This window comes from Arenibaculum pallidiluteum (genome assembly GCF_017355985.1).
In the GTDB taxonomy this organism is placed as follows: Bacteria; Pseudomonadota; Alphaproteobacteria; order Azospirillales; family Azospirillaceae; genus Arenibaculum; species Arenibaculum pallidiluteum.
This window is the reverse complement of record NZ_JAFIQU010000012.1, coordinates 94,720-115,504: the sequence shown is the minus strand read 5'-3', so window position 1 is coordinate 115,504 and position 20,785 is coordinate 94,720. Positions and strand designations below refer to the sequence as shown.

Genomic DNA, 20,785 nt, shown 5'->3' with positions numbered 1-20,785 from the left:
AGTGAAATGATTAACCCTGTCACAGCAATTTAACCCATTAGTTAGTCCCTGCCCTTGCCGCAGAGATCCATCATCGCTTCGTTGGGTTCCTGGTAGCCGAGCTGGACTCTGCGTTGCAGCACTCGGCACAGGTACCCGGCCTGGGCCACCGGCTCAGAGCCGTGATAGTGCCGAACGGCCTCTCCCCAGGAGCCGTGTGACCGCCGCAGCGAGATCAGGAAAGCCGCGGCATAGCGGACGTTGGTCACGGGGTTGATCAGCTCGGCGTGGTCGGGGAAGCGCTCGCCGTGCCAGCGCAGGTGCACCTGCATGCAGCCCACGGCCACGTCGGTTCCAAACCTGTCCACCGCCGCCCGGGCCAAGACGACCGCGTCGGACTTCGAGTTCATGTAGAAGGGCCGGCCCCCGACATTGAGGGTCCAGGGCCAGGCGACCCCGCCCAGGCCCGATTCGACCAGCGCGATGGCCTGGAGGATACCCGGCGGTATGCCATGCAGGCGCTCGGCCTCCCGGGCGAGGACCACGCAGTCGACCGGAGATGCGTGCGCCCGCCCGCCCGCGACCAGCGCGAGCGCGGCTGCCACAAGGGCGAGCGCCCCCCTCAGACCAGCAGTCTTGCGGCGGCGCACAGCCTGTCCCTCGCTCCACGCTGCCCGCCGGTGTGGGCGAGCAGGGCTTTGCGGAGCGCCTCCAGCACGCCGACCACGGCCGGGTCCTCGGCGTCCCGAAGCGCGGCCAGCAGGCGATCGCGTCCGAAGCCCGACTGAAAGGCGCCGGTCGCCGCGGCGATGCCCGGCGACACCAGCAGCACCGTCGCACGGGATGGGATGGCCAGGGCGTGCTCGGTGACCGTGCGTTCAGGGTCGCCGTCCAGCGGCGGCTCGGGCTCGAAGGGGAGCGGCACCGCGTCGCCCAGGCGGCGCACCATAACCGGGGCGTCCACCCCCGCCGCCGCCCAGGAGAGCTTCAGCTCGCCCGGCCGCAGCACCGCCGCGCCGAGCCCGTAGCCGAGGGAGTTCTCGTCCCCCGTGAGCAGCCGGGCCGTGCGGGTCAGGCAATCGCCCGGCGAGAACCCGGCCGAGAGGAGCGCGCGAAGGGAGGTGCGCACCGTGGCCGAGGCGACGCTGGAGGCGAGGCCCCCCTTGGCCGGCTGTCCAATGACCAGTGCGAAGGCCCCGTCGGCCAGGGCGAAGTAGTCGTAGAAGCCGCCATCGAATTCGGCCGCGGGCATCAGAAGTCCCGCCGCCTCCAGATCGGGGCGGGGCGGCAGGCCTCGGGGCAGCATCCCCTCCTGCAGGCGGCGGGCGACCTCAACCTGCTGCTGCAGGGCGAAGAGCTCGGTCCGGGTCTCAAGCGCCGCGCTCAGCTCGCGCACCAGCTTGTCCAGCCGGTCGTGCTGCTCGCATACGCGCTCGGCCATGATCTCGAAGGCCACGGCCAAGGACCGATCATCCCCCTCGCCCCCGGTGCCGCCCGTCGCCGCCTCGATCCGGCCGAGGTCGGCAAGGAACGCCTGGCGGCCCTCGTCCGGCAAGGTGTCGGCGAGCTGCCGCATCTGCACCTGGATGAATTCCTGCTGGCGGTGCCACTGGCGGCGCCGCCGCTCGTCCGAATCGCGCAGGCGCCTGTTACGATCCCGGAAGGCCTGGACCGAACGGGCGATCATCCCGATCTCGTCCCCGCGCGCGGCGCCCGGCACCTCGACGCCCGTGTCGCCCTCGGCCAGGGCCGAGAGCGCGGTAATGGAGCTGCCCAGCGGCGCGAGGTTCCGGGTCAGCGCCCAACGGAACATCACCAGAAGGCCCAGGCAGAACAGCACCGTCAGCCCCACGGCCACGCTGTCCACCACCTCGAGCCAGCGGGACTGCACCGTTACGTCTCGGGCGAGGACCAGCTGCCCCAGCACCCCGACCTGCGGGTCGCGCACGGGCAGCACCACCAGCTGGACGCGCTGGTTGCCCACGTCCGCCTCGAAAAGGTCGCCGTCCCGCCGGGCGAAGGAGGGCTCGAGCTCGGCCCAGCCTTGCAGACCCGAGGCGGCCAGCACCTGCCCGCCCGCGTCCAGGATGAAACCGGACGCGCCCAGGGTCGCGGCCACCTCTGCCAGCACCCCCTCGAGCCCCGCCGAGGCGACATAGGCGGCACGCCCCGGGTCGGGGTTGTCGAAGGCGCCGCCCGCCACGAGCCTGGGCCGATCCCCGGCCATGCGGAGCCCCTGGAACGGTGTCCGGGCCGAGACGATCTGGCTGATCCGGCCGCTTTCCACCACCGGGGCGGCGGCACCGTCGGGCCAGGACAGGCCCTGGGTGCCGAAGCCGTCATAGAAGATCAGGGAGGCGATGCCTCGGCGCGCCAGCTCGGCCGCTTCGGGATCTGCCAGACGGCCGGCCTGTGCGCGCTGCCCGGCCTGACCCTGGCGCGTCGCCTCGACCACGGCGGTGCGGACTCGCTCGGCCTCCTTCTGGAGAGCGCGCTCCCAGATCCTGAGGGTCGCGTGGATCTCCGCCTCCTCCCGGAGGTCGGTCTCGATGGCGCGGCGGACGAGGGTCGTTCCCGCGGCGACGACCAGCACGCCGATGACGCAGGCCATGGCGAAGAGCAAGATTCGGCGGGAGATGGACATCTCAGGAAACCTCCGCCCGGCGCGGCCCGCGCATGGTGTCCCACAGCGAGAGCACCGCGAGGCCCGCCCCGGCGAGGGTGACCGTCGCGAAGACCGAGGCGCCCAGGGTCGGGCTGCCCGACGGGGCCACCGCGAGGGCCAGCGCGACCCCGGCGACGAGGCCGCTGGTCGCCGTCAGCATGCCGCTCTCCTTCCTCGCCGCGAGGCACTCGGTCGCGCCTGCGAGCCCGGCGCCCAGGAGCGCGGCCGTCGCGACCGCCCCACCCCCCTCGAAGATCGAGAGGCCGACGCCGGGCACCAGCACCAGCAGGAAGGAGGTCAGCGCATGGGCCAGCTCGGCCCCGGTGCGCCCGGGCCAGGCCTGGATCGCCAGCCGCCCGGCGGCGGCCCCCATAGCCAGCGCGAAGCCGGCGGCGAAGACGAAGAGGCCGAGGTCGCGGGTGGGATTGCTGCCGTCATGCACGGCCGCAGCGTCGGGCCGCGCGAGGGCGAGCCAGACCCCAAAGGCCACGAACAGCAGCCAAGCGGGGGAGGCGAGCACCGCCGCCAACATCACCTGTCCGAGCCGCTTGGTCGAGAGGCGCCGGCGCTCCCGGGCTACAGCCGGCGGGGCCGAGCGCAGGGCCAGCAGCAAGCCGGCTCCCAAAGCCACGGCGGCGACTGGGTAGCTCGCCCACATGCCGAAGTGGCCGGAGTCCAGCACCACCACGCCGCCGCCCGTGGCGATGCCCGCGGCGGCGTGCCCGATCCGCCCGGCGGCGGCCCGGATGCCCAGCGGCGCGACCGCGGCGGCCACGCTGGCGCTGCCGGCGACCGCGAGCGCAGCCCCGGCCAGGGTCGCCCCGGTCCCCGACAGGAAGGAGAGCGCCAGACCCCCGGCGAAAGCGACCGCGCCGCCGCCCAGGATCCTGACCCGGGGGCCCAGGCGGGCAGCCAAGGCAGCGGCCAGCAGCCCCGTCGCGACCGCGGTCGCCGCAGGCAGGATCCCGTGCTCCCCGGCCTCGGTCGTCGCCGAAAGTGAGGCGAGCGCCCCGGCGATCCCAGCCACCACCCCCCCGCAGAAGGCCGAAGGCCCGGCGAACAGGTCGCCCATGTGGACCCGGAGCTCCTTCAGCCCCTCCGGCGCGAACCGGGCGGACGCCGCGAGGGCCGCCTGGTAGCGCGCGGCCTCGGCCGGAGCCGCGGGGTTGAAGCTCATCTCCCGGATCTCGTCGAGATAGGAGGCGACCCGGGCGTACCGGTCGTTGAGCGCGGCCAGCAGCCGGTTCAGCGCCTCCGCGACCGGGGCGGCGGGCCCACCGTGGGGGACCGGGGCGGTGCGGTCGAACTGTCGCCGCTCGGCGCGGCGCTCGATGGCCGCCACCGTCTGGAGCGGCAGGGAGACGGACTGGCGGTAGGCCACCAGCACGTGCTGCGCCCCGATGGCCAGAATCACGCCGAGGGCCACGAGGAAGTCGGACACCACGCGCCCGGCATGGGGGATTCCGGGCGCGGCATCGCGCGCGAGGATCAGCCGCCCGACCTGCTGGCCCTTGTGGACGATCGGGAAGGTCGCGGCCGCGAGGTGCAGCGCCCGCCAGTCCGACTGCGCCGTGAAGCGCCGCCCCACGAGGTCGTCCCGACCAGGGCGAAGGTAGTGGCCGACCACGCGGCCATCCTCGGTGGCGATCAGCGCCACCATCACCTCGTCCTCACCCGCGAGGTCCTCGGCCAGATAAGCGTCGAAGCCGACGCCGCGGTCGAGCGAGATGTCGATGCCGAGATACGCGTTGAGGTCACGCGCCATGGAGCCGCCGACGATCTCCATGCGCGCGCCGGCTGCGTCGCGGGCGAGGTGGGCGGCAGACAGCATGGACGCGGCAAGGGTGGCGAGCCACGGGACCACGACCACGGCGAGCCCGACGAGGCAAAGGCGGAGAACCGTGCGATCGGAAACGGTCATGCCCGCATCTCCTCGGCCGCACGGGAGCGGGCGGGTCGTTCGGGCCCGTTCGGGGAGGCCGAGCCCACGCCCGGCTCGCCGGCGGCGCCCGCGCGGTGTCCGGCCCTGCCGGCGACCGCCCGGTCGATGCCGCGGCACGCTTCCTCGACGGCGTCCAGCGCCGTGACCGCGCGGGCGGTGGCGGCCATCATGCCCCGGTCGCCCTCGGGCTCGAGGGCGATGCCCATGCGGAGATCCGCGGTGGCGGCGCGGAAGCCCTCCTCCATGGTTCTCAGCCGCACCGCCAGGGGCTGCGTGGCGAGGGAAGTGCCGAGCCAGGCGACGAGTCCCACCAATACCAGGAACACACCCGACACGACCACGCTGAGGCGGAGCGCGCCGAACACGTCCATGACGGCGCCGTCGCGCGAGGCCCGCGCGATCACCGTCCCGATGGGCGCCCCGAAGGCATTGACCACGGCGGCGCCAACCACTGTCTCGCCGCGCGACTGGGCGGTCCAGCTCGCCGCGGCGCTGCCGTCCCCGTACCAATGGGCGGGTGCGGTGGAGCCGATGGCGCCCTGGTCGCTGGCGAAGACGACCACGCCGTCCGGGTTCAGGATGAAGAGGTCCTCGGTCCGCCCGGCCTCCACGGTCACCGCGTCCACCAGGAACTGGAGGTCGGACTGGTACTCCAGCGGGAAGCCCAGGGCTGCCATGGCAGAGACCGGAGCCACGGCGCGGGCGAGCAGCGTCTGGAGCTGGCGCTGGGTCTCGACCGAGCGGACCTCGTCGACGCCGTTGAAGAAGGCGAGCAGCGCGAAGAACTGGCCCAGCGCGGCGCACAACCAGATCCTGACCGCGAGCCCGCCAAAACCGCGCATGGGACACACTCCGGAACGCCGGCCGCCGAGGGGCGAAACCGCTTCAAGCGACGCCTGCTTTGGCATACAACTTATTCTGGGTACCTGAAAACGAGGCTCGGAAGCAAGGTTCGCCCCGCAGATGACTCAAGCGGTTCCCCCGCCCGATCCTCATTCGAATGCTGACGTTCTTCTTGACGAGGGCGTCGAGCTGCTGTCCTCCGGCCGCTACGAGGAGGCCGTCGAGGTCCTTCTGACAGCGCTGGACGAGAGGCCGGACCACGCGCCCACCCTCAACAACCTGGGTGTCGCGCTGCGTGGTGCCGGCCGCCGGGACGAGGCGCTGGAGACCTTCCGCGACGCGGTGGCCGCGGCCCCGGACCACGGCCCCTCCGCCACCAACCTCGCCAAGACCCTCCTCTCAGCCCGTCGCCTCGAGGAGGCGCTGGAAGCGGCCGAGCGTGCCGTGGAGCTCCGCCCCGAGGATGGTGGGTCGCTCGCGGCGCTGGGCGTGATCCTGGTGGAGCTGGGCCGCCCCACCGCCGCCGTGCCGCACCTGCGCCGGGCGTTCGACCTCACGAGCAGCAAGGCAGAGATCCGATGTTCCCTCGCCAAGGCCCTGGATCGGCTCGGCGAGGGAGAGGAGGCGCTGGAGCAGGCGCGCATCGCCTTCCGTGAGGCTCCGCACAGCCTTGCCTGCGCCATGCTGGTCCACGAGCTCGAGGCCAAGGACCGCGAGGGCCGCCGGAACCGCCGGCCACCCGAAACCGCCACGCGGGGAGAGCCGGACGCTCCCGCGCCGGAACAGACGTGGCGCGCCATCGACGGCAAGGACGCCGACAGGTTCGGCGAGCACCCGCCCGGACGAGCGGACGACGCCGCGCATCGCCATGTCGCCGCGGGCGTGGCCGCCGTCCTCGCCGGCGGCCGGGCCCCGCGCGCGCTCGACCTCGGCTGCGGAACCGGCCTTTGCGGCGCGCTCCTGCGGCCCCATGTCGACCGGCTGGAAGGCGTCGACCTCTCAGGGGAGATGCTGGTGCAGGCGCGGGCGGCCGGCCATTACGACGTCCTCCACCACGCGGACCTGATGGCCTTCCTGGAACGGGAGCGCGGGTCCTGGGACCTGATCGCGGCGGCGGACGCCCTGGCCCACCTGGGCGACCTCGGACCGGTGGTCCGCGCCGTGCGAGCCCGCATGGCGCCGAAGGGCCTCTTCGCCTTCGCCGTCGAGCGCCAGGAAGCGCCGGGCTTCCGCCCTACGGCTTCCGGCCGCTTCGCGCACGGCGCCGACCACGTGGAGGCCTGCGCCCGCGGCCTGTTCTCGACCGAGATCCGGGACGTCGTCCTGCGAGGGGAGGCGGATCGACACGCCCCGGGCTTCCTTTGCCTGCTGCGGCCGGCTGGGTGAGCAACGGTCCGCAAGGTGGCGGCTCCACGAGCCTGGACCGGCGCATCCGCACGGTGCTGACCCGCCTCGCCGGCGCCACGGGCGGCGAGGCGGTGGCCGCGCTTGCGGCGCTCGAGCGGCTGCTGCCGCCCGGCCAGTCCCTGGCCGACGTGCTCTATGTGGGCATGCACCACATGCGCCAGGACCTGGAGGACGCCTCCCTCGCCGCCGAGGTCCGCGCGCTCCAGAGGCGGACCGAGGAAGCGGAGCGCCGGGAAGAGCGCGCCCGCCGACGCGCCGAGGCGCTCGAGCGCGCGCTCGGCGAAACGCTCCGCGACCTCGAGGCGGCCCGGCGCGCCGCGCGCTGAGCGCGCATCCGCTCAGCCCTGGTGCTCGAACCCGCCGGCCTGCGCGTGCCGGGACATGAGGTCCAGGAGCCGGTTGAGACGGTCTATCTCGGCCAGCCGGGCCTCGCGCTCCTCGCGCAGCATCCGCCACAGCATCTCGTTCTCCTCGCGGAGCATGGCCGCCGCGGCCCCAATGCCGGTCTCGGCCTTCTGGGACGCCGTATTCTGGGGTGTCGTATTCTGGGGCCTCGTATTCTGGGGCCTCGTATTCTGGGGCCTCGTATTCTGGGGCGTCGTATTCTGGGGCGCCGCGGATTCCGGGCGGTGCTTGCCCAGGCGCAGGGGGCGCGGCTTGGCACGTCCGCGCTCGGCGCCCCACTCGTCCACGACCCGGGCGAGCCGGGCGTAGCTGCCGCCGCCGGCGGCCTCGCGCAGAACGTTGATGCGCACGACGCCATCGCGCTCGGCGATCTCGTCGCACAGTCGGCGGAGGTCAACGTCGCTGATTTTCTCGTTTGCCATGGCCAAGCACCCGCGCTTCGGACAGGCCACCTCACCGGCGACCTCCCTTGGACATGGTTGTAGGTCACGCGAGGCTTGTCACAAACATCGCAAAGGACGTACCCGCCTGGCTGTGCGGCTAGGTCGCTCTACTCCTGTTCGGGGATCTTCCTGTCCGGCCCGGTCGCAGGTCTGGCAAGGTACGGTGCGTCGACCGGCAGGCTCCGAGGCCAGGGCTACAGGGCGTCGGCCGCATCCGCCAGAGCGGCGTTCGCCGCGCCGTGCGCCCGCACCGGCAGGCCGAAGCGGATCCCGCCGGGTGACGAGGCGAAGCCGCGGAAGCCCGCGCCGACTAGCTCGCGCTGGAGATCGAGCGCGCCGGCGGGCACCTCCTCCACCTGTTCGTAGGCAACCGGCGGGGCCAAGCGGTCGAGCATGAAAAGGTAACGCAGGTTTCCGTCGTACTTGGCGAGGATCGCTGCGATCTCGGCCCCCACCGACAGGAAATTGCGGGCGCTTGGAAGGTTCTCGCACCGCGCGGTGGCGAGCCAGAAGCGCGTCCTGGGCAGGTCCAGCGCACGCTGCGCCGCCATTGCCAGACGCCGATGAAGGCCGTTGCCCCGGTAGTCCGGGTGGACGATCACGGCCGTCCAATGGGCCACCGCGTTCAGCTCCGCCTGACCGAGCCCAAGATGCAGTCCGAGGTTCGCCTCGCCGCGGCCGGGCACCGTCGCGGCCATGAAGCCGGCCAGCCGCCCGCCGACGAAGGCGCCCACCGTGCGCCCGCCGGGCCCCAGCATGTCCGCGATCTGCCCGGGCGTGACGGGAAACATGAGGTCGCCAAGCCCCTCGTCCTGAAGGCGCGCGACGTCCTCGGCCTCCCCGGGGGAGAGCTGCCGGATCTCGGCAAGCTCGATGCGCCCGTCCGGGCGATGCCGGACGTGCAGGACCTCGGTCTCCATCATGCCGTGGCCAGCGTGCGCTTGAGCAGGATGGCGGCGGAGAGGACGAAGACGACCATCAGCACGGCCAGCGCCATGCCCAACACGCCGACGCCTGCCACCCCCATCGCCGCGACGCCGGAGAAGAGCAGCGGACCCACCACCTGTCCGACCTTGCGGGCGTTGAGCTGATAGGCCTGGACCGTGGCCCGGCCGAGCCGCCGCGCGATGGGGAGCGAGGCGACGAAGCTGCTCTGCGCCGGCGAGCCGAAGCTGTCGGCGATGCCGATCAGCAGCACTGCAAGGAACGCGGCGACCAGCGTGCCTTGCCAACCGAACAGCACCAGCGCCAGCGCCAGGATCCCCGCGGAAACCGCTACGGTCCAGTGCGGCGACAGGTGCTTGCGTGCCTTGGCGGCGAGCCAGGGGCCCAGGAACACGAAGCACAGGCCGTTGATCAGGAAGGCGCGGCCGATGACGTTGGAACCCTCGCCGAGGCTCGCCGCGAAGACCGGGAAGAAGTAGGGCAGGAACATGGCCGCGGCGGAAGTCGGGATGCTGATCAGCAGGAAGAAGCCGACCACCGACAGGTCGCCGAGGCCCCAACGCTTCGGGACCGCCTCGGCGGCCTTGATCTCGGCCCGCGCGGCGCGAACCTCGGTGGGCACGCCCAGGCGGATGTAGGCCAGGGTCAGGGCCAGGACGGCCGCCGCCACCAGGAATACCGGCTGGTAGCCGAGCTGGGAGGCGAGCAGCGCCCCGGTGATGGCACCGCAGTTCACGCCGGCATACATGCCGGCCAGCATCTCGGGCAGGGCGGCGTCGCGCTGCTCCTGGCTCCGGATGGTGTCGATCATCCCGTAGATGCTGACAAGCAGGCACATGGAACCCACGCCCGTCAGCGCCCTCGCCGCCACGAAGGCCAGCGGCGAGGGTGAGAGCCAAGCCGCCGCCGCGGCGAGCACGATGGTGGCCGCGCCGAAATAGGCGATGCTGAGCCAGCCGAAACGCCGGATGAGCGAGCCCGCGACCAGGATCGCCAGCGACCCGAACGCCATTTCCACCGAGATCGGAATGGCGGCAGCCTGGCTTCCGGTGAGGCCGAGGAAACCCTCGTCGAAGGTTCCCATGACCAGAGGCACGAAGGACGCCGACATGAAGAGGCCGAAATACATCAGAAAGGCCAGGAAACGGCTGCAGATGCGCTGGGGCGCGCGGTCCTTCTCGGACGCGGCCGCGGACTCCTCCGGCCTTTGCTGTCCGCGCCGGTTCAGCAGCAGACTCATCTCGAACATGAACATGAGGCTTGTCAGCAGGATCGCGCCGGAATCCAGCAGGATGTCGCGCAGACGGCGCTCGACATATTCCTCGGACACTGCGATGCCCAGCGACGCCGATGCGCCGGCCCCGTCCGCGGCCAGCGGATAGCGGGTCAGCCCGGGGTCCTGGGCAGCCGGGCGGGCCTGCCCCCCGCGATCCAGGACGATGCTGCGGAAATGGGGAACCGAGCCCTGGACGCCGGCCAGGTAGGTCTCGATCCCATGGAGCTGGTCGTAGCGCACCCCGCGCTGGAGAAGCCCCTCGATGTCGGACTGGAGGATGCGGCTGACGATGGCCGTCGTCCGCTGCGTGCTCTCGATGTAGGCGTCGCGGAAGGAACCGTAGCTGTAGATGCCGGCCGCGATCTGGACGAGGCCGATCACCACCAGCGCACCCGTGCGCTGGAAGCGCGCCCCGTCGGGCCGCGACGCCGAGATCATGGCGAGAGCGAGCAGGGCCACGGCGCCCGCCAGGGCGATCACCCCCACCTGTTGGATCAGGCTCTCGGAGAAGGCCTGGGCGTATTCCTTCACCGCGGTGCCCTTGGCCACGATCACCAGCGTGCCGGCGGCGGGGCCGCCTGCCTCGGGCCGGATCGGCAGGAACAGGCGGTAGGTCCCGCTGGTGTCGTCATAAGCGAAGGTCTGCGGCTTGGCGGCGAGGTCGCGGCGGATCTGCCGCTGCTCGGCCGCGGACAGCGCGCCGGTGGCGCGGCCGTTCTCGTCGTACATCACGCGGCCGTCGGCGAGGGCCACCATGACCCGATCCACCTCGGGCAGCGAGGCCTTGACTTGGCCCAGGAACCGCTCGATGCCGTGGAAGTCGTCCAGCGGCTTGCCGTAGCGTAGCGCCTGCTCGATGTTTCGGGCCGCCTTGCCGCCTGCGACCGCAAAGCTGGTCATGACCGAGGCGGTGTGGTTCTGGCGGAACGAGCCGATGCTGATGGCGGTCGAGAAGCCGATCGCGAGGACCAGCAGCACGACCGAAAGGAGGACGGAGGAGCCGACCTTGTTGCCCTGCCTCATGATCAGCCCCCGAACCCCGTGATCTTGGTGTAGATGTTGTCGGCCGCAAGCAGCGCATTGAACGGCACCTGGAAGCCGATCCGCTGGGCCACCTCCAGGTTCCAGGCGATGGTCGGCGTGTCGAAGTAGACCTGCGGCAGGCCGCGCGGCTTGGCGCCGCCCAGGACCCGCGCGACGGTGGTCGCGCCGAAGTTCCCGATCCCGCGGAAGTCGGCCCGCGCGATGGACATGAGGACCCCGCGCTCGACCTCCTCCGGCCCGCTCTGGGAAAAGGTCGGGACCCTGCGGTCGATGAGGATGCGCGCCAGGGCCGGAAAGCGGTCGGGAGTCCACTGGCCGAACGTCACGTATACGGCGTCCGCCTCGCCCGCGATCTCCGTCCAGGCCCGGGAGAGCTCGGCGTAGTAGCGCTCCATGATCTCGGGGTCGCGGGTGTTGGTGGGCCTGTCGACGAAGCGGCGCACCAGGGTGAAGCCCAGCCTCTCGGCCACCTCCTCCACCTGACCGATGGAGGCGACGCCCCGCCCGCCGGCGGTGTCCTCGTAGACCACGCCCAGCTTCTTGAAGCGGAAGGTCTCGTAGAACAGGCGCAGCTGGCGGGTCGTGCGCGACAGGTCCATGTGGGCCCAGACGTGATCGCGCCCGCTGTCCGATTCGGACTTGGCGAAGCCCGCCGTCACGGGGTTGGTGGCGCTGAAAACGAGCGTCGGAGTGGTGTGGGCGTCGGTCGCGAGCTTCTGCCCGGCCACCGTGCCCATGACGATCATCAGGTCGAGGTCGCCTGCCCGGAGCTGCTCGACGATGGGCTCTGCCGGGGCGCTGGAGAGGCCGCCGAAATGGGCGTCGGGCACGAACTCTACGTACTGGTCGTCGCGGGCCGCGAGCCAGTCCCACATGGCCTTCGTGTCGCTCTGCCCATCCACGTAGGGCATGCCGGAGGTGTCGGAGATCCAGCCCTGCCGGTCCAGGCCGCGGACGATGCCCTCCAGCGTTCCGGCGAAGTTGATGAAGGAAAGCCCTTCGGCGTAGCCGATCCGCCAGCGGCGGTTGCCGTTCCGACGTGGCACCGGGAACGCCGGCGTCGCGGCGATGGACGCGGTTCCGGAGGCACCCAGAAGGCTCGATCCCAAGATGGGGAGCAGGGCCGCTCTCCTGACGAAATCCCGTCTGTCCATCCTCATCAGACCTTCCCCAGCATGGCGTTCTCATGGCTCAAGGGTCGCCCCGCGGAGGGGCGGCAATCCCGGTACACCCGCGCCACGCCCTGGCCGAGCAGTGGCACGGCGGAGGGGCGGACCCGGCTATACGCCCCGACGTCCTCGACGGTGATCGTATGCGGCCCGTCGGCCCCGACGAGCGTGGCCACGTCGCCCGGGCTCACGTCAGGCACGGCCGATGCGTCGGCGAGCAGGGTGCTCATGAAGGGGCGCCCCAGGATCGGTAGGCGCGTTCCCCTGACCAGGACCCAGCCACCCTCCGCATGGAACAGGAAGCCGGCCTGCGCAAAACCCATGGCCACCGTCGCCACCCGGCGCGGCCGGTCCGTTTCGCAGCCGCGCTCGTAGGCGGTCGCCTGTCCGGCGGGGATGGCGCGGACGTCGAGGACCCTCGCGCCGATCTCCATGACGGGCCGGATCCCGGGCGGCGCCGCGGGGACCATGCGGATTCCGTAGAGCAGCGAGCCCACCCGGACCGCGTCCAGCGGGTCGATGCCCCCGATCGCGACGCCAGGGCTGCTCAAGGCGTGGACGAGCGGCGGCCGGAGGCCGGAGGCCGAGACCGCTTCGACGAGGGACGCCACTGCCGCCCTCTCGGCGTCCATCATCGCGGGATCGCCGCGATACGCACCCGCATTGTGCGTATAGAGGCCTTCCACCTCGATTCCGCCCAGGCTGTGCAGCCAGCCGAGGAACTGGACGGCCTGATCCGCCGGCAGGCCGAACCCGGCGAGGCTCAGGTCGACACGGACATGCGCCCTGGCCCGACGGCCCGCGGCGGCGGCGGCGGCGCCCAATGCGAGGGCCAGGGAGCTGGACGACACGGTGACCGCGAGATCGAAACCGACCGCGGCGGCCGCCTCCTCCGGGAGGATGGGGCCGAGCACAAGGATCGGGCAGTGGATGCCGACCTTCCGCAGCTCGATGCCTTCGGAGGTCGAGCTGACCGCCAGGGCGTCGACACCGACGCCCTCCAGCTCCTTCGCGACGCGGGTAGAGCCGTGCCCGTAGGCGTCGGCCTTGACCACGGCGTGGACCTGGGTCCGATGCGGCAGCACCCTTCGGATGGCCGCCAGGTTACCGCGCAGACGGTCCAGGTGGACCGTTGCCCAGGCCGTGGACCCAGCCGGATGCCCATTCCACTGGGAAAAGACAGCCGCGTCTCGCACACCCATCGATCCCTCGTCCCGTCGCCTCGTCTGGCGCGCCCCCGCAGCGTCGGCGCCCTGGGCGACCGTGCGGTTTCCCGCCCCACTATAATGCAGCCCGGCCACCATTTTGAATGCGAGAATACCTCCTAATAGGGATAACGGATATTTTGGACGGCCTGTTGCAAGCCGCGTGGCGTAAGGACCGAAGCAGTACGCCGACATCCTGCCACTGAGGGAATGCTTTCGAATCAGCGACGCCTTACTCGTGTCCACCGGCAGCACCGCTGGCGTCCGTCCAAGGTGGAACGCAATGGCATCAGGTCCCTCTTTTCGCCCCTGATCGGCTTCTGGGCACGACCGTGATCCAGAAGGGCTCCTGCGGAGGGCGGCATCGTCACTCCCTGCTATCCTCGAATCCCGGGCGCCAATTGGCATGACCCCTCGGAACACTCGCAAAAACGTATTGGATTATCGGCAAACTGGGTAGGTGAGATTACGAAGGATTATTTTTGCTACCGACGCTCGGTCCGACCTGAGGCGAGGGAGCCTCGCAGCTGCCCGCACGCACGTAGCGGCCTGGCCCGGCCTGCGGGCGTGGATGGGTACTGGCGCTCAAACGTCGTATGCCGGCGTCGGCCTGCCCTGGTCGAAGAAGCAAGGCCGCAAGAGAACCCCTCGTGCATGCCGACGAAGGGAGGGGCGCGGCGAGGCGCCCCTCGATCAGCGTCAGGCCAGTTCCTTCTGGGTCCTCGAGACCAGTTCCTTCACCTTCGTCTTCGCGACGGAAAGCTGCTTTTCGTCCTTCGGGATGCCCTTCTGGGACACCCAGGGACGCCATGCCTCCGTCAGTGTCTCCTGACCCGGGATCCTGGACAGTGCGGCGGCCAACCCGCGAAGGCTCTCCTTCCAGTAGTCCGCGTAGGTCTCCACGGTCTGGCCATCGAGACCCTTCGCCACCTTGGCCAGGTAGCTCTTGGCCGAATCCTGGACCAGCTTGACCTTCTTCTCGATGTTCACGCGGGCGGCAGCCGCGTCCTTCTCGACGGCACTGCCAATGGATGATTTGTTGACCACCACGAGGAAGTTGCTCGCTTCCTTGGCGACCTGGGCGGCATAGGCGGCCGACTCCTTCGGGATCAGCTTGTTCGACTTGAACTTGGCGGCGGCGTCCGAAGCCTTCTTGTCGACATCCATGATCGTCTTGCGCAGCGGTTCGAGATTCTTCATCTCGTCTCCCGCCGCGGCGAGAGCGGCGTCGACCACGCCCACATCGAAAACGCTGTTCGACGGGATCTGCTTGTCCATGTCGAACTTGTCCCAATTGACCTTCTTGAATGCGGCCTCCATGGCCTTCAAGGCCGCGCCCACGCCGGTTTCCCCGGCCAGCTTGGCGATCGCTCCCTTTTTCTTCTGCCACTCGGCATCGGTCAGGACCTTCGGGATCGCTGGTTTCGTGTAGTTCGGCACTCGGCTGTCCTCCCTGTTTCGGAGATCCACTGTATTCTAAATTTAGGTTAAGCAATCTTTACGAACATCACCGCGGTGAAGCGTCATGCCGATGCCGGAAGGGCAACCGGAGAAGAAGGACAGGATGTGCCGGAAGGGTGCTGGCCGTGGCTCAGTCTGAAGCCAATCCTTGCGGCCATCGGCCTTTCCTTGAGATCAGGAACCACGCCATGAAGCCTTGGCGAGGCCGGCTGGAAAGCCTGCAAACGGCCAAACGCACCCGAAACGAAACCTCTCTCCGGCAGCCAGGCCAGGGACGGCGGTGATCAGAAGGTTCTCCGCCGTGCCGGAGCGACGTCTTCAGGGCCCCGGAAGTTAAGCAATTTCTGGGGAATTGAAGGCATCCTCCCCGCGCAGATTTCGGAGGACGCGATGGGAGGCGATGCCAGCCCGATGGTCATGCACGAGAATGGCGGACGCCTTTCGGTGGAGGGCGTCGGTGAATTTGAACGCCCGATGCGGACCTTCGTCCTGGAGGCTACGTCGTTCGGCCTGAGCGAAGGGATCTCGACCTTCCGCGCCCGCGACGGAGTCGATGTCGCCGTGTCCTGCTCGGCCATGCTCGACGACTCCGGGATCGCGCTGATCGAACCCAACGCCAAGGTCATTCGGAAATTCTCGCTGTCGATCCGGTCTTTCTGGGGCGAGGGGGACGAGGCGCCGGAGGAAGCCGAGGATGACCGCGAGCGAATTCCGAACAGCCGCGCGGCCATGGGCTTCAATGCCCCGGACCGGGAGACGGGCAACGAAGACGAGTGGTGGGCGGACATCGCCGTGCCCCCCGACGTTCACGCGCACCTGGTGAACTCCATCCGGTCCGGCCAGGTGGAAGCGATCCAGGTGGGATTGCGCCTGCCCGACGCATGGACCACGGACTTGCACGCACCGCCGAGCGAGCCGATCACCTGGTACCTCAAGCCGCAGCACGGGGGCACGGGCGGCTACACCCCCGCCAGGCTTCAGTTCATGCGTTTCGCGGGGCCCGAGCGCCGGGTGCTTCCCAAGTGGTTCCGGCGGACCTGGCCGGATGCCGCCGACGATCGGGTCGAGGGACAAGCCGATCGCGGCACCAAAGAAGAGGCGCCGGCCCAAAGCCTTCCCGATGATCGCATCGAGCGCCTCGTCGCGGCGCAGGCACGGCAGACCAAGGTGGTGTGGCAGGGAACGCAACGCCTCGTCGCCACGCAGGCGGGGCAGACCAAGGTGCTGTCGCAGGGATTGCGCATGCTCCTGGGCCGAATCAAGGACGGGACGGATGAGAAGAGTCTCGTGCCGGTTTCCCTTGAGGACCGGATGGAGCGCCTCGTCTCGGCACAAGCGCGTCAGACCGAGGTGCTGAAGCAAGGATTGCGCGTGCTCTCCTGGGCTGTCGGGGCGCTCGCCGTATCGGTGCTGGCCGCCGCGGTGCTGATCGGATCATCCTGAAAAGTCGGGATCGGGTGTGAAGCCATGCGAATTCGACCCGAAGCCTGCCTCCGGGAGAGGATGTCTCTCCCGGAGGCTCGGTTTCAACGCAGGGCGATGGGACGCAGGGCCGTCCCGGCGACCGTGCCGCGAATGGCATTGGTGGAGAGAATGTAGGCGAACTCGAAGGCGCGGTCGGCGGCGAGTTGCTCCAGGTTGTTGAATTCCAGGATATGGACGCCCTGCTGCGTCAGCAGATAGACATGGACGGGGTTGAAGCTGCCGCCGACCGCCTGGGAGTCCTCGGGCTTCGGCGGGACGTATTCCAGGCCTGACGTGTCGGACCCGATCATGAGGGCCCCCTTCTGCTCGACGAGCCACTTGGCCGCCGTCAAGCCGATTCCGGAAGAGTCGTGTTCGCCGATCTTGGCATGGTCGCTGCCGTTCCTTCCCCAGTACCGTGCGGTACCGGTTCGGATCAGCGCGACCGTTCCCGGCGTGACGTCGACGTTCTGGGCCCGCAGCGCGCCTTCGAGGTCCTCGACCGTGATCTCGTAATGGCCTGGCAGGGCATCCACCTTCTTGTAGCCCGCCACATCGATCAGGACTCCCCGCGCGACGACCGGCGGGATGGTGGTGACGTCCGTCTTCCGCAGTCCGAAGTCGCCGCCCCACTCGGCGGCCTTGAACCCGTTGTAGAAATGGTCGTCGGGTCCATGGGTTATATGGCCGAGACCATCGATCTGCGTGGCGACGTTGTCGCTGATGAACAGGGCGCTGCTATGCCAGGCCGTGCCCCCCGCGTTGCCGCCCTCGGGCGTGGTGAAGGGAAGATCCTTCTGGCCCTTGACGCCGGCAGGCGTGCGGAAGCTCATGACCTCGCCCGGACTGTGGCCGGGCCACTTGTAGGAGGTCCGGTCGTATGGCAGGCCGAGATCATAGGCCTTGCCTTGCCTGACCAGTTGCAGGGCGGCCAGGCGGGAGGCATCGGTCATCTCGTTGAGGGCACCGACCTCATCGTCCGGACCCCAGACCCAGCCCCACCCCTTGCCCTTTGTCCATTGCCGCATGCCGGCATCCTGTGCGGCCAAGGGGCTGAGCGTGAACGCGACCATGCCGGCGGAGATCATCAGCACTCTGAAAAGAGGCATCTGGCATTCCCTCCCATGGAAGATCCCGGCCCCGGCGGGGCCGGTGACGCGTTAGAGAGTTGGAAGTAGCGGCTTCCTTGATCGGTTGGCTGGACGAACCGCGACAGCGTTTCCTGCCGACCCGGCCGCCTTCGATGTAGCTTACCCGCAGTGGAGAGGCCCGATGATGGGAATCGACTCAATCCCCCGTTAGGCCAGTTGCACCACCGCCAGGCGAAGTCGGCCGGAGGACCGCAAACCCTCTTTGCGCCCGGTGTCGGGACGAGCCCGATACTCCTATGCCTTCACTTCACGAGGGGGCAGCCGCTGGCCTTCGGGTCGATGTAGGCCTGGTCGCCCGGGATCGTCTTGACGATCTTGAAGTAGTCCCAGGCGTATTTGGACTCGCCCGGGGTCTTCACCTGCGCCAGGTACATGTCGCCGAACACGCGGCCGTTCTCGGCAATCCTGGCGTTCTTCATCATCATGTCGGTGACCGGCACGCTGCGCATCCGGGCGGACACCTTGTCGGCATCGTCGGTGCCGAGCTCCTGCACGGTCTTCAGGTAGTGCCGCACGGCCGAGTACACGCCAGCCTGGTTCATGGACGGCTTGCGGCCGGTCTTCTCCTCGAACTTCTTCGACCAGGCGCGGGTCTCCTCGTTCATGTCCCAGTAAAAGGAGTTGGCCAGCATCAGGCCCTGCGAGGTCTGCAGGCCAAGCGCATGGATGTCGTTGATGTTCAGCAGAAGGCCGGCCAGCGTCTGGCCCCCCTGGGGAACGCCGAACTCGGCCGCCTGCTTGATGGCGGTGATCGTGTCGCCGCCCGCATTGGCAAAGGCGACGACCTGCGCGCCCGAGCCCTGCGCGGTCAGCAGGAACGACGAGAAGTCGGGCGTCGCCAGGGGATGGCGCACGGTGCCCGCCACCGTGCCGCCGAGCTGCTTGACGGTGTTGGCGGCCTCGGTCTCCAGCGAATGGCCGAAGGCGTAGTCGGCGGTGATGAAGTACCAGCTCTTGCGGCCCTGCTCGACCAGGGCGCGCGCGGTCGCCGAGGCGACCGCATGGTTGTCCCAGGTCCACTGGAACCCGTAGGGGCTGCAGTCCTTGCCCGTCAGGTCGGTCGAGCCGGGCCCGGACATCAGGAAGATGCGCTTCTTGTCGCGAGTGATGCCCTGCACCGCCAGGGCGGCGGCGGAGTTCGGAACGTCGGCGACGACGTCGACCTGCTCGGCGTCGAGCCACTGGCGCGTCAGGTTGGCGGCGATGTCGGCCTTGTTCTGGTGATCGCCGACGATGATCTCGATCCGGGTGCCCTTGATGGCGTTGCCGAACTCCTCGGCGGCCATGCGCGCGGCCACCGCCGAGCCCTCGCCGTTGATGTCGGCATAGATCCCGGACCGGTCGGACAGCATGCCGATCTTGATTACGCCCTCGGACATCTGCGCCTGGGCGGTACCACATGCCAGCGAGGCCAAGGCCGCGCCGGAAAGAACATGAATCCGCATGTTTCGCTCCCTAGAATAACGGTTCAAGATTATTTAGGATTTCCGTGAGCACGAGACCGCGATTACCGTTTCTCTTCTCAATCGCCGCCGGATTCCTGTCAACCGTGCGGCGCCTCAATGGGCCGTGTAGCCGCCGTCCACGGCGATGGCGGCGCCGGTGATCGATGCCGCGGCTTCCGAGCACAGGAAAGCAATGGTGGCGGCAATCTCCTCGGCCGGCACCGGTCTGCCGGTCGGCATCTTCCCGAGGAACACCGCCTTGAGCACTTGGTCCTGCGGCAGGCCGGTGACCTGCGCCTGCTGGGCGATCTGCTTCTCGATGATCGGGGTCATCACGGTGCCCGGGCACACCGCGTTGCAGGTGATGCCATGTTCGGCGACCTCGATCGCCACGGCCTTGGTCAGACCGATGACACCATGCTTCGCGGCGACGTAGGCGGGCTTGTGCGGGGCTCCCACCATCCCGAGCACCGACGCCGTATTGACGATCCGGCCCCAGCGCCGTTCCCTCATGGAGGGGAGCACCGCCTTGATGGCGTGGAAAGCGGCGCTCAGGTTGACCGCCAGCAGCAGATCCCACTTGTCCTCGGGGAACTCGTGCAGGGCCGCGACGTGCTGCACTCCTGCGTTGTTCACCACGATGTCGATCGGCCCCAGGGCTTCTGCGGCTTCGGCCATCATGGTGCGGACCTGCTCGGGCTTGCTCAGATCGGCTCCCGAATAGACGATCTTCGTGCCGCTCTGCGCCGCGATCTCGGCGCAAAGCCGGTCGACCTCCGGCGGGTCACCGAAGCCGTTGAGCATCACATGGCAGCCCCGCTTGGCAAGCTCGCGAGCGGTCGCCAAGCCGATGCCGCTGGTTGAGCCGGTGACGACCGCGTTCCTGGCCTGCATCGCATCCCCCTTTTCAGATCTTCCCGGATACCGAGCGGTCCGGCGGCATCAGAACGCCACCTGGTCCGCACCCTTGAGGCCAAGCATGGCGCGCGCCTCGTCGGGCGTGGCAACCTCGAGCGAAAGCTCGTCGAGGATCCGGCGGATCTTGGCCACCTGCTCGCCGCTGTTGCGGGCGAGCCGGCCCTTGCCGAGATAGAGGCTGTCCTCCAGGCCGACCCGGACATTGCCGCCCATGATCGCGGCCATGGTGACGAAGGGCATCTGGTGGCGGCCGGCGGCGAGAACGGACCACTCGTAGGCATCACCGAACAGGCGATCGGCCGTCTCCCTCATGAAGGTGAGGTTGCGCTCCTCGGCGCCGATGCCCCCGAGGATCCCGAAGATCGTCTGGACGAAGAGCGGCGGCTTCACCAACCCCCGATCGAGAAAATGCGCGAGATTGTACAGGTGGCCGAGGTCATAGCACTCGAACTCGAACCGCGTTCCGCAGCCCTCGCCCAGGTGTTCGAGGATGTAGGCGATATCCCGGAAGGTGTTGCGGAAAATGAAGTCGTCGGTGCTGCGCAGGTACGGCTCTTCCCAGTCGTGCTTCCACGACTTGTAGCGATCGGCCATCGGGAAGATGCCGAAGTTCATCGAGCCCATGTTGAGAGAGCACATCTCCGGCCGGGCCCGGAGCGGGGCGGCGAGGCGCTCCTGCACGGACATGTCGAGCGAGCCACCCGTGGTGATGTTGAGCACCGCGTCGGTGGATTGCTTGAGCCGCGGCAGGAACTGCATGAACACCGCGGGATCCGGCGTCGGCCGCCCCGTCCGGGGGTCACGGGCGTGCAGATGCAGGATTGCCGCCCCCGCCTCGGCCGCCCCGACGCCCTGCTCTACGATCTCGTCCGGTGTTATCGGCAACGCATCCGACATCGTAGGTGTATGGACGGAGCCCGTCAGGGCGCAGCTGATGATGACCTTCTTCCGTGATGCGGCCATGCGAGGCCCTCCTGGGTATCCGGCCCGACGGACCGTTGAAGACTGACAATCCGGCGCCGT

At 69.3% G+C, this 20,785-nt stretch carries 17 protein-coding genes; 3 read left to right on the top strand and 14 right to left on the bottom strand.

The window, feature by feature from the left end:
* Positions 1-41 precede the first annotated feature (41 nt).
* Genes JUB13_RS21280 through JUB13_RS21265 form a run of 4 tightly spaced genes read right to left on the bottom strand, consistent with a single transcriptional unit; the run spans position 42 to position 5,428 of the window.
* Complete coding sequence (locus JUB13_RS21280; RefSeq protein ID WP_207482409.1) at positions 42-584, bottom strand: transglycosylase SLT domain-containing protein; 543 nt, start codon at positions 582-584, stop codon at positions 42-44.
* Positions 585-601: 17 nt separating this feature from the next.
* Positions 602-2,623: a PP2C family protein-serine/threonine phosphatase gene (locus tag JUB13_RS21275; RefSeq protein ID WP_207482407.1), complete on the bottom strand. Its 2,022-nt coding sequence runs from the start codon at positions 2,621-2,623 to the stop codon at positions 602-604.
* Position 2,624: 1 nt separating this feature from the next.
* Entirely contained in the window at positions 2,625-4,565 is a 1,941-nt protein-coding gene (locus tag JUB13_RS21270) for a hypothetical protein (RefSeq protein ID WP_207482405.1), read from the bottom strand.
* Entirely contained in the window at positions 4,562-5,428 is an 867-nt protein-coding gene (locus tag JUB13_RS21265; RefSeq protein ID WP_207482404.1) for a hypothetical protein, read from the bottom strand. Before JUB13_RS21265 ends, JUB13_RS21270 begins: the two co-directional genes overlap by 4 nt.
* A 121-nt stretch (positions 5,429-5,549) precedes the next feature.
* Between JUB13_RS21265 and JUB13_RS21260 the strand changes: the two genes are divergently transcribed.
* A complete protein-coding gene (locus tag JUB13_RS21260) occupies positions 5,550-6,815 on the top strand; it encodes a tetratricopeptide repeat protein (RefSeq protein ID WP_207482403.1) in 1,266 nt (421 codons plus the stop codon).
* Positions 6,812-7,162, top strand: a complete 351-nt coding sequence (locus tag JUB13_RS21255) for a hypothetical protein (protein ID WP_207482402.1) — start codon at positions 6,812-6,814, stop codon at positions 7,160-7,162. The genes JUB13_RS21260 and JUB13_RS21255 overlap by 4 nt, the downstream gene beginning before the upstream one ends.
* Before the next feature lie 12 nt (positions 7,163-7,174).
* On the opposite strand, the gene JUB13_RS21250 is transcribed toward JUB13_RS21255, so the two are convergent.
* The 6 genes from JUB13_RS21250 to JUB13_RS21225 form a co-directional block, all read right to left on the bottom strand.
* The gene (locus JUB13_RS21250) at positions 7,175-7,663 is read right to left on the bottom strand and encodes a hypothetical protein (protein WP_207482401.1); all 489 of its coding nucleotides are present in this window, start codon (positions 7,661-7,663) and stop codon (positions 7,175-7,177) included.
* Between the two features lie 215 nt (positions 7,664-7,878).
* Positions 7,879-8,607: a GNAT family N-acetyltransferase gene (locus JUB13_RS21245; RefSeq protein WP_207482400.1), complete on the bottom strand. Its 729-nt coding sequence runs from the start codon at positions 8,605-8,607 to the stop codon at positions 7,879-7,881.
* The gene (locus tag JUB13_RS21240) at positions 8,604-10,928 is read right to left on the bottom strand and encodes an MFS transporter (protein ID WP_207482399.1); all 2,325 of its coding nucleotides are present in this window, start codon (positions 10,926-10,928) and stop codon (positions 8,604-8,606) included. The genes JUB13_RS21245 and JUB13_RS21240 overlap by 4 nt, the downstream gene beginning before the upstream one ends.
* A 2-nt stretch (positions 10,929-10,930) precedes the next feature.
* A complete protein-coding gene (locus JUB13_RS21235; protein WP_207482398.1) occupies positions 10,931-12,109 on the bottom strand; it encodes an ABC transporter substrate binding protein in 1,179 nt (392 codons plus the stop codon).
* Positions 12,109-13,320 carry an alanine racemase gene (alr, locus tag JUB13_RS21230; RefSeq protein WP_207482396.1) on the bottom strand — a complete coding sequence of 404 codons (1,212 nt, stop codon included), beginning with the start codon at positions 13,318-13,320 and terminating at the stop codon, positions 12,109-12,111. The genes JUB13_RS21235 and alr overlap by 1 nt, the downstream gene beginning before the upstream one ends.
* 702 nt (positions 13,321-14,022) lie before the next feature.
* Positions 14,023-14,763, bottom strand: a complete 741-nt coding sequence (locus JUB13_RS21225) for a hypothetical protein (RefSeq protein ID WP_207482395.1) — start codon at positions 14,761-14,763, stop codon at positions 14,023-14,025.
* A gap of 411 nt (positions 14,764-15,174) precedes the next feature.
* On the opposite strand from JUB13_RS21225, the gene JUB13_RS21220 reads away from it, so the two are divergent.
* Complete coding sequence (locus JUB13_RS21220; RefSeq protein WP_207482394.1) at positions 15,175-16,227, top strand: hypothetical protein; 1,053 nt, start codon at positions 15,175-15,177, stop codon at positions 16,225-16,227.
* Positions 16,228-16,310: 83 nt separating this feature from the next.
* On the opposite strand, the gene JUB13_RS21215 is transcribed toward JUB13_RS21220, so the two are convergent.
* The 4 genes from JUB13_RS21215 to JUB13_RS21200 form a co-directional block, all read right to left on the bottom strand.
* Positions 16,311-17,357: a cyclase family protein gene (locus JUB13_RS21215; protein ID WP_207482393.1), complete on the bottom strand. Its 1,047-nt coding sequence runs from the start codon at positions 17,355-17,357 to the stop codon at positions 16,311-16,313.
* A gap of 284 nt (positions 17,358-17,641) precedes the next feature.
* On the bottom strand, positions 17,642-18,844 hold the full coding sequence (locus JUB13_RS21210; RefSeq protein ID WP_207482392.1) for an ABC transporter substrate-binding protein: 1,203 nt from the start codon (positions 18,842-18,844) through the stop codon (positions 17,642-17,644).
* A 114-nt stretch (positions 18,845-18,958) separates the two neighbouring features.
* Positions 18,959-19,738, bottom strand: a complete 780-nt coding sequence (locus JUB13_RS21205) for a 3-hydroxybutyrate dehydrogenase (protein ID WP_207482391.1) — start codon at positions 19,736-19,738, stop codon at positions 18,959-18,961.
* 48 nt (positions 19,739-19,786) lie between these two features.
* Positions 19,787-20,725: a BKACE family enzyme gene (locus JUB13_RS21200; RefSeq protein WP_207482389.1), complete on the bottom strand. Its 939-nt coding sequence runs from the start codon at positions 20,723-20,725 to the stop codon at positions 19,787-19,789.
* Positions 20,726-20,785: the final 60 nt, after the last annotated feature.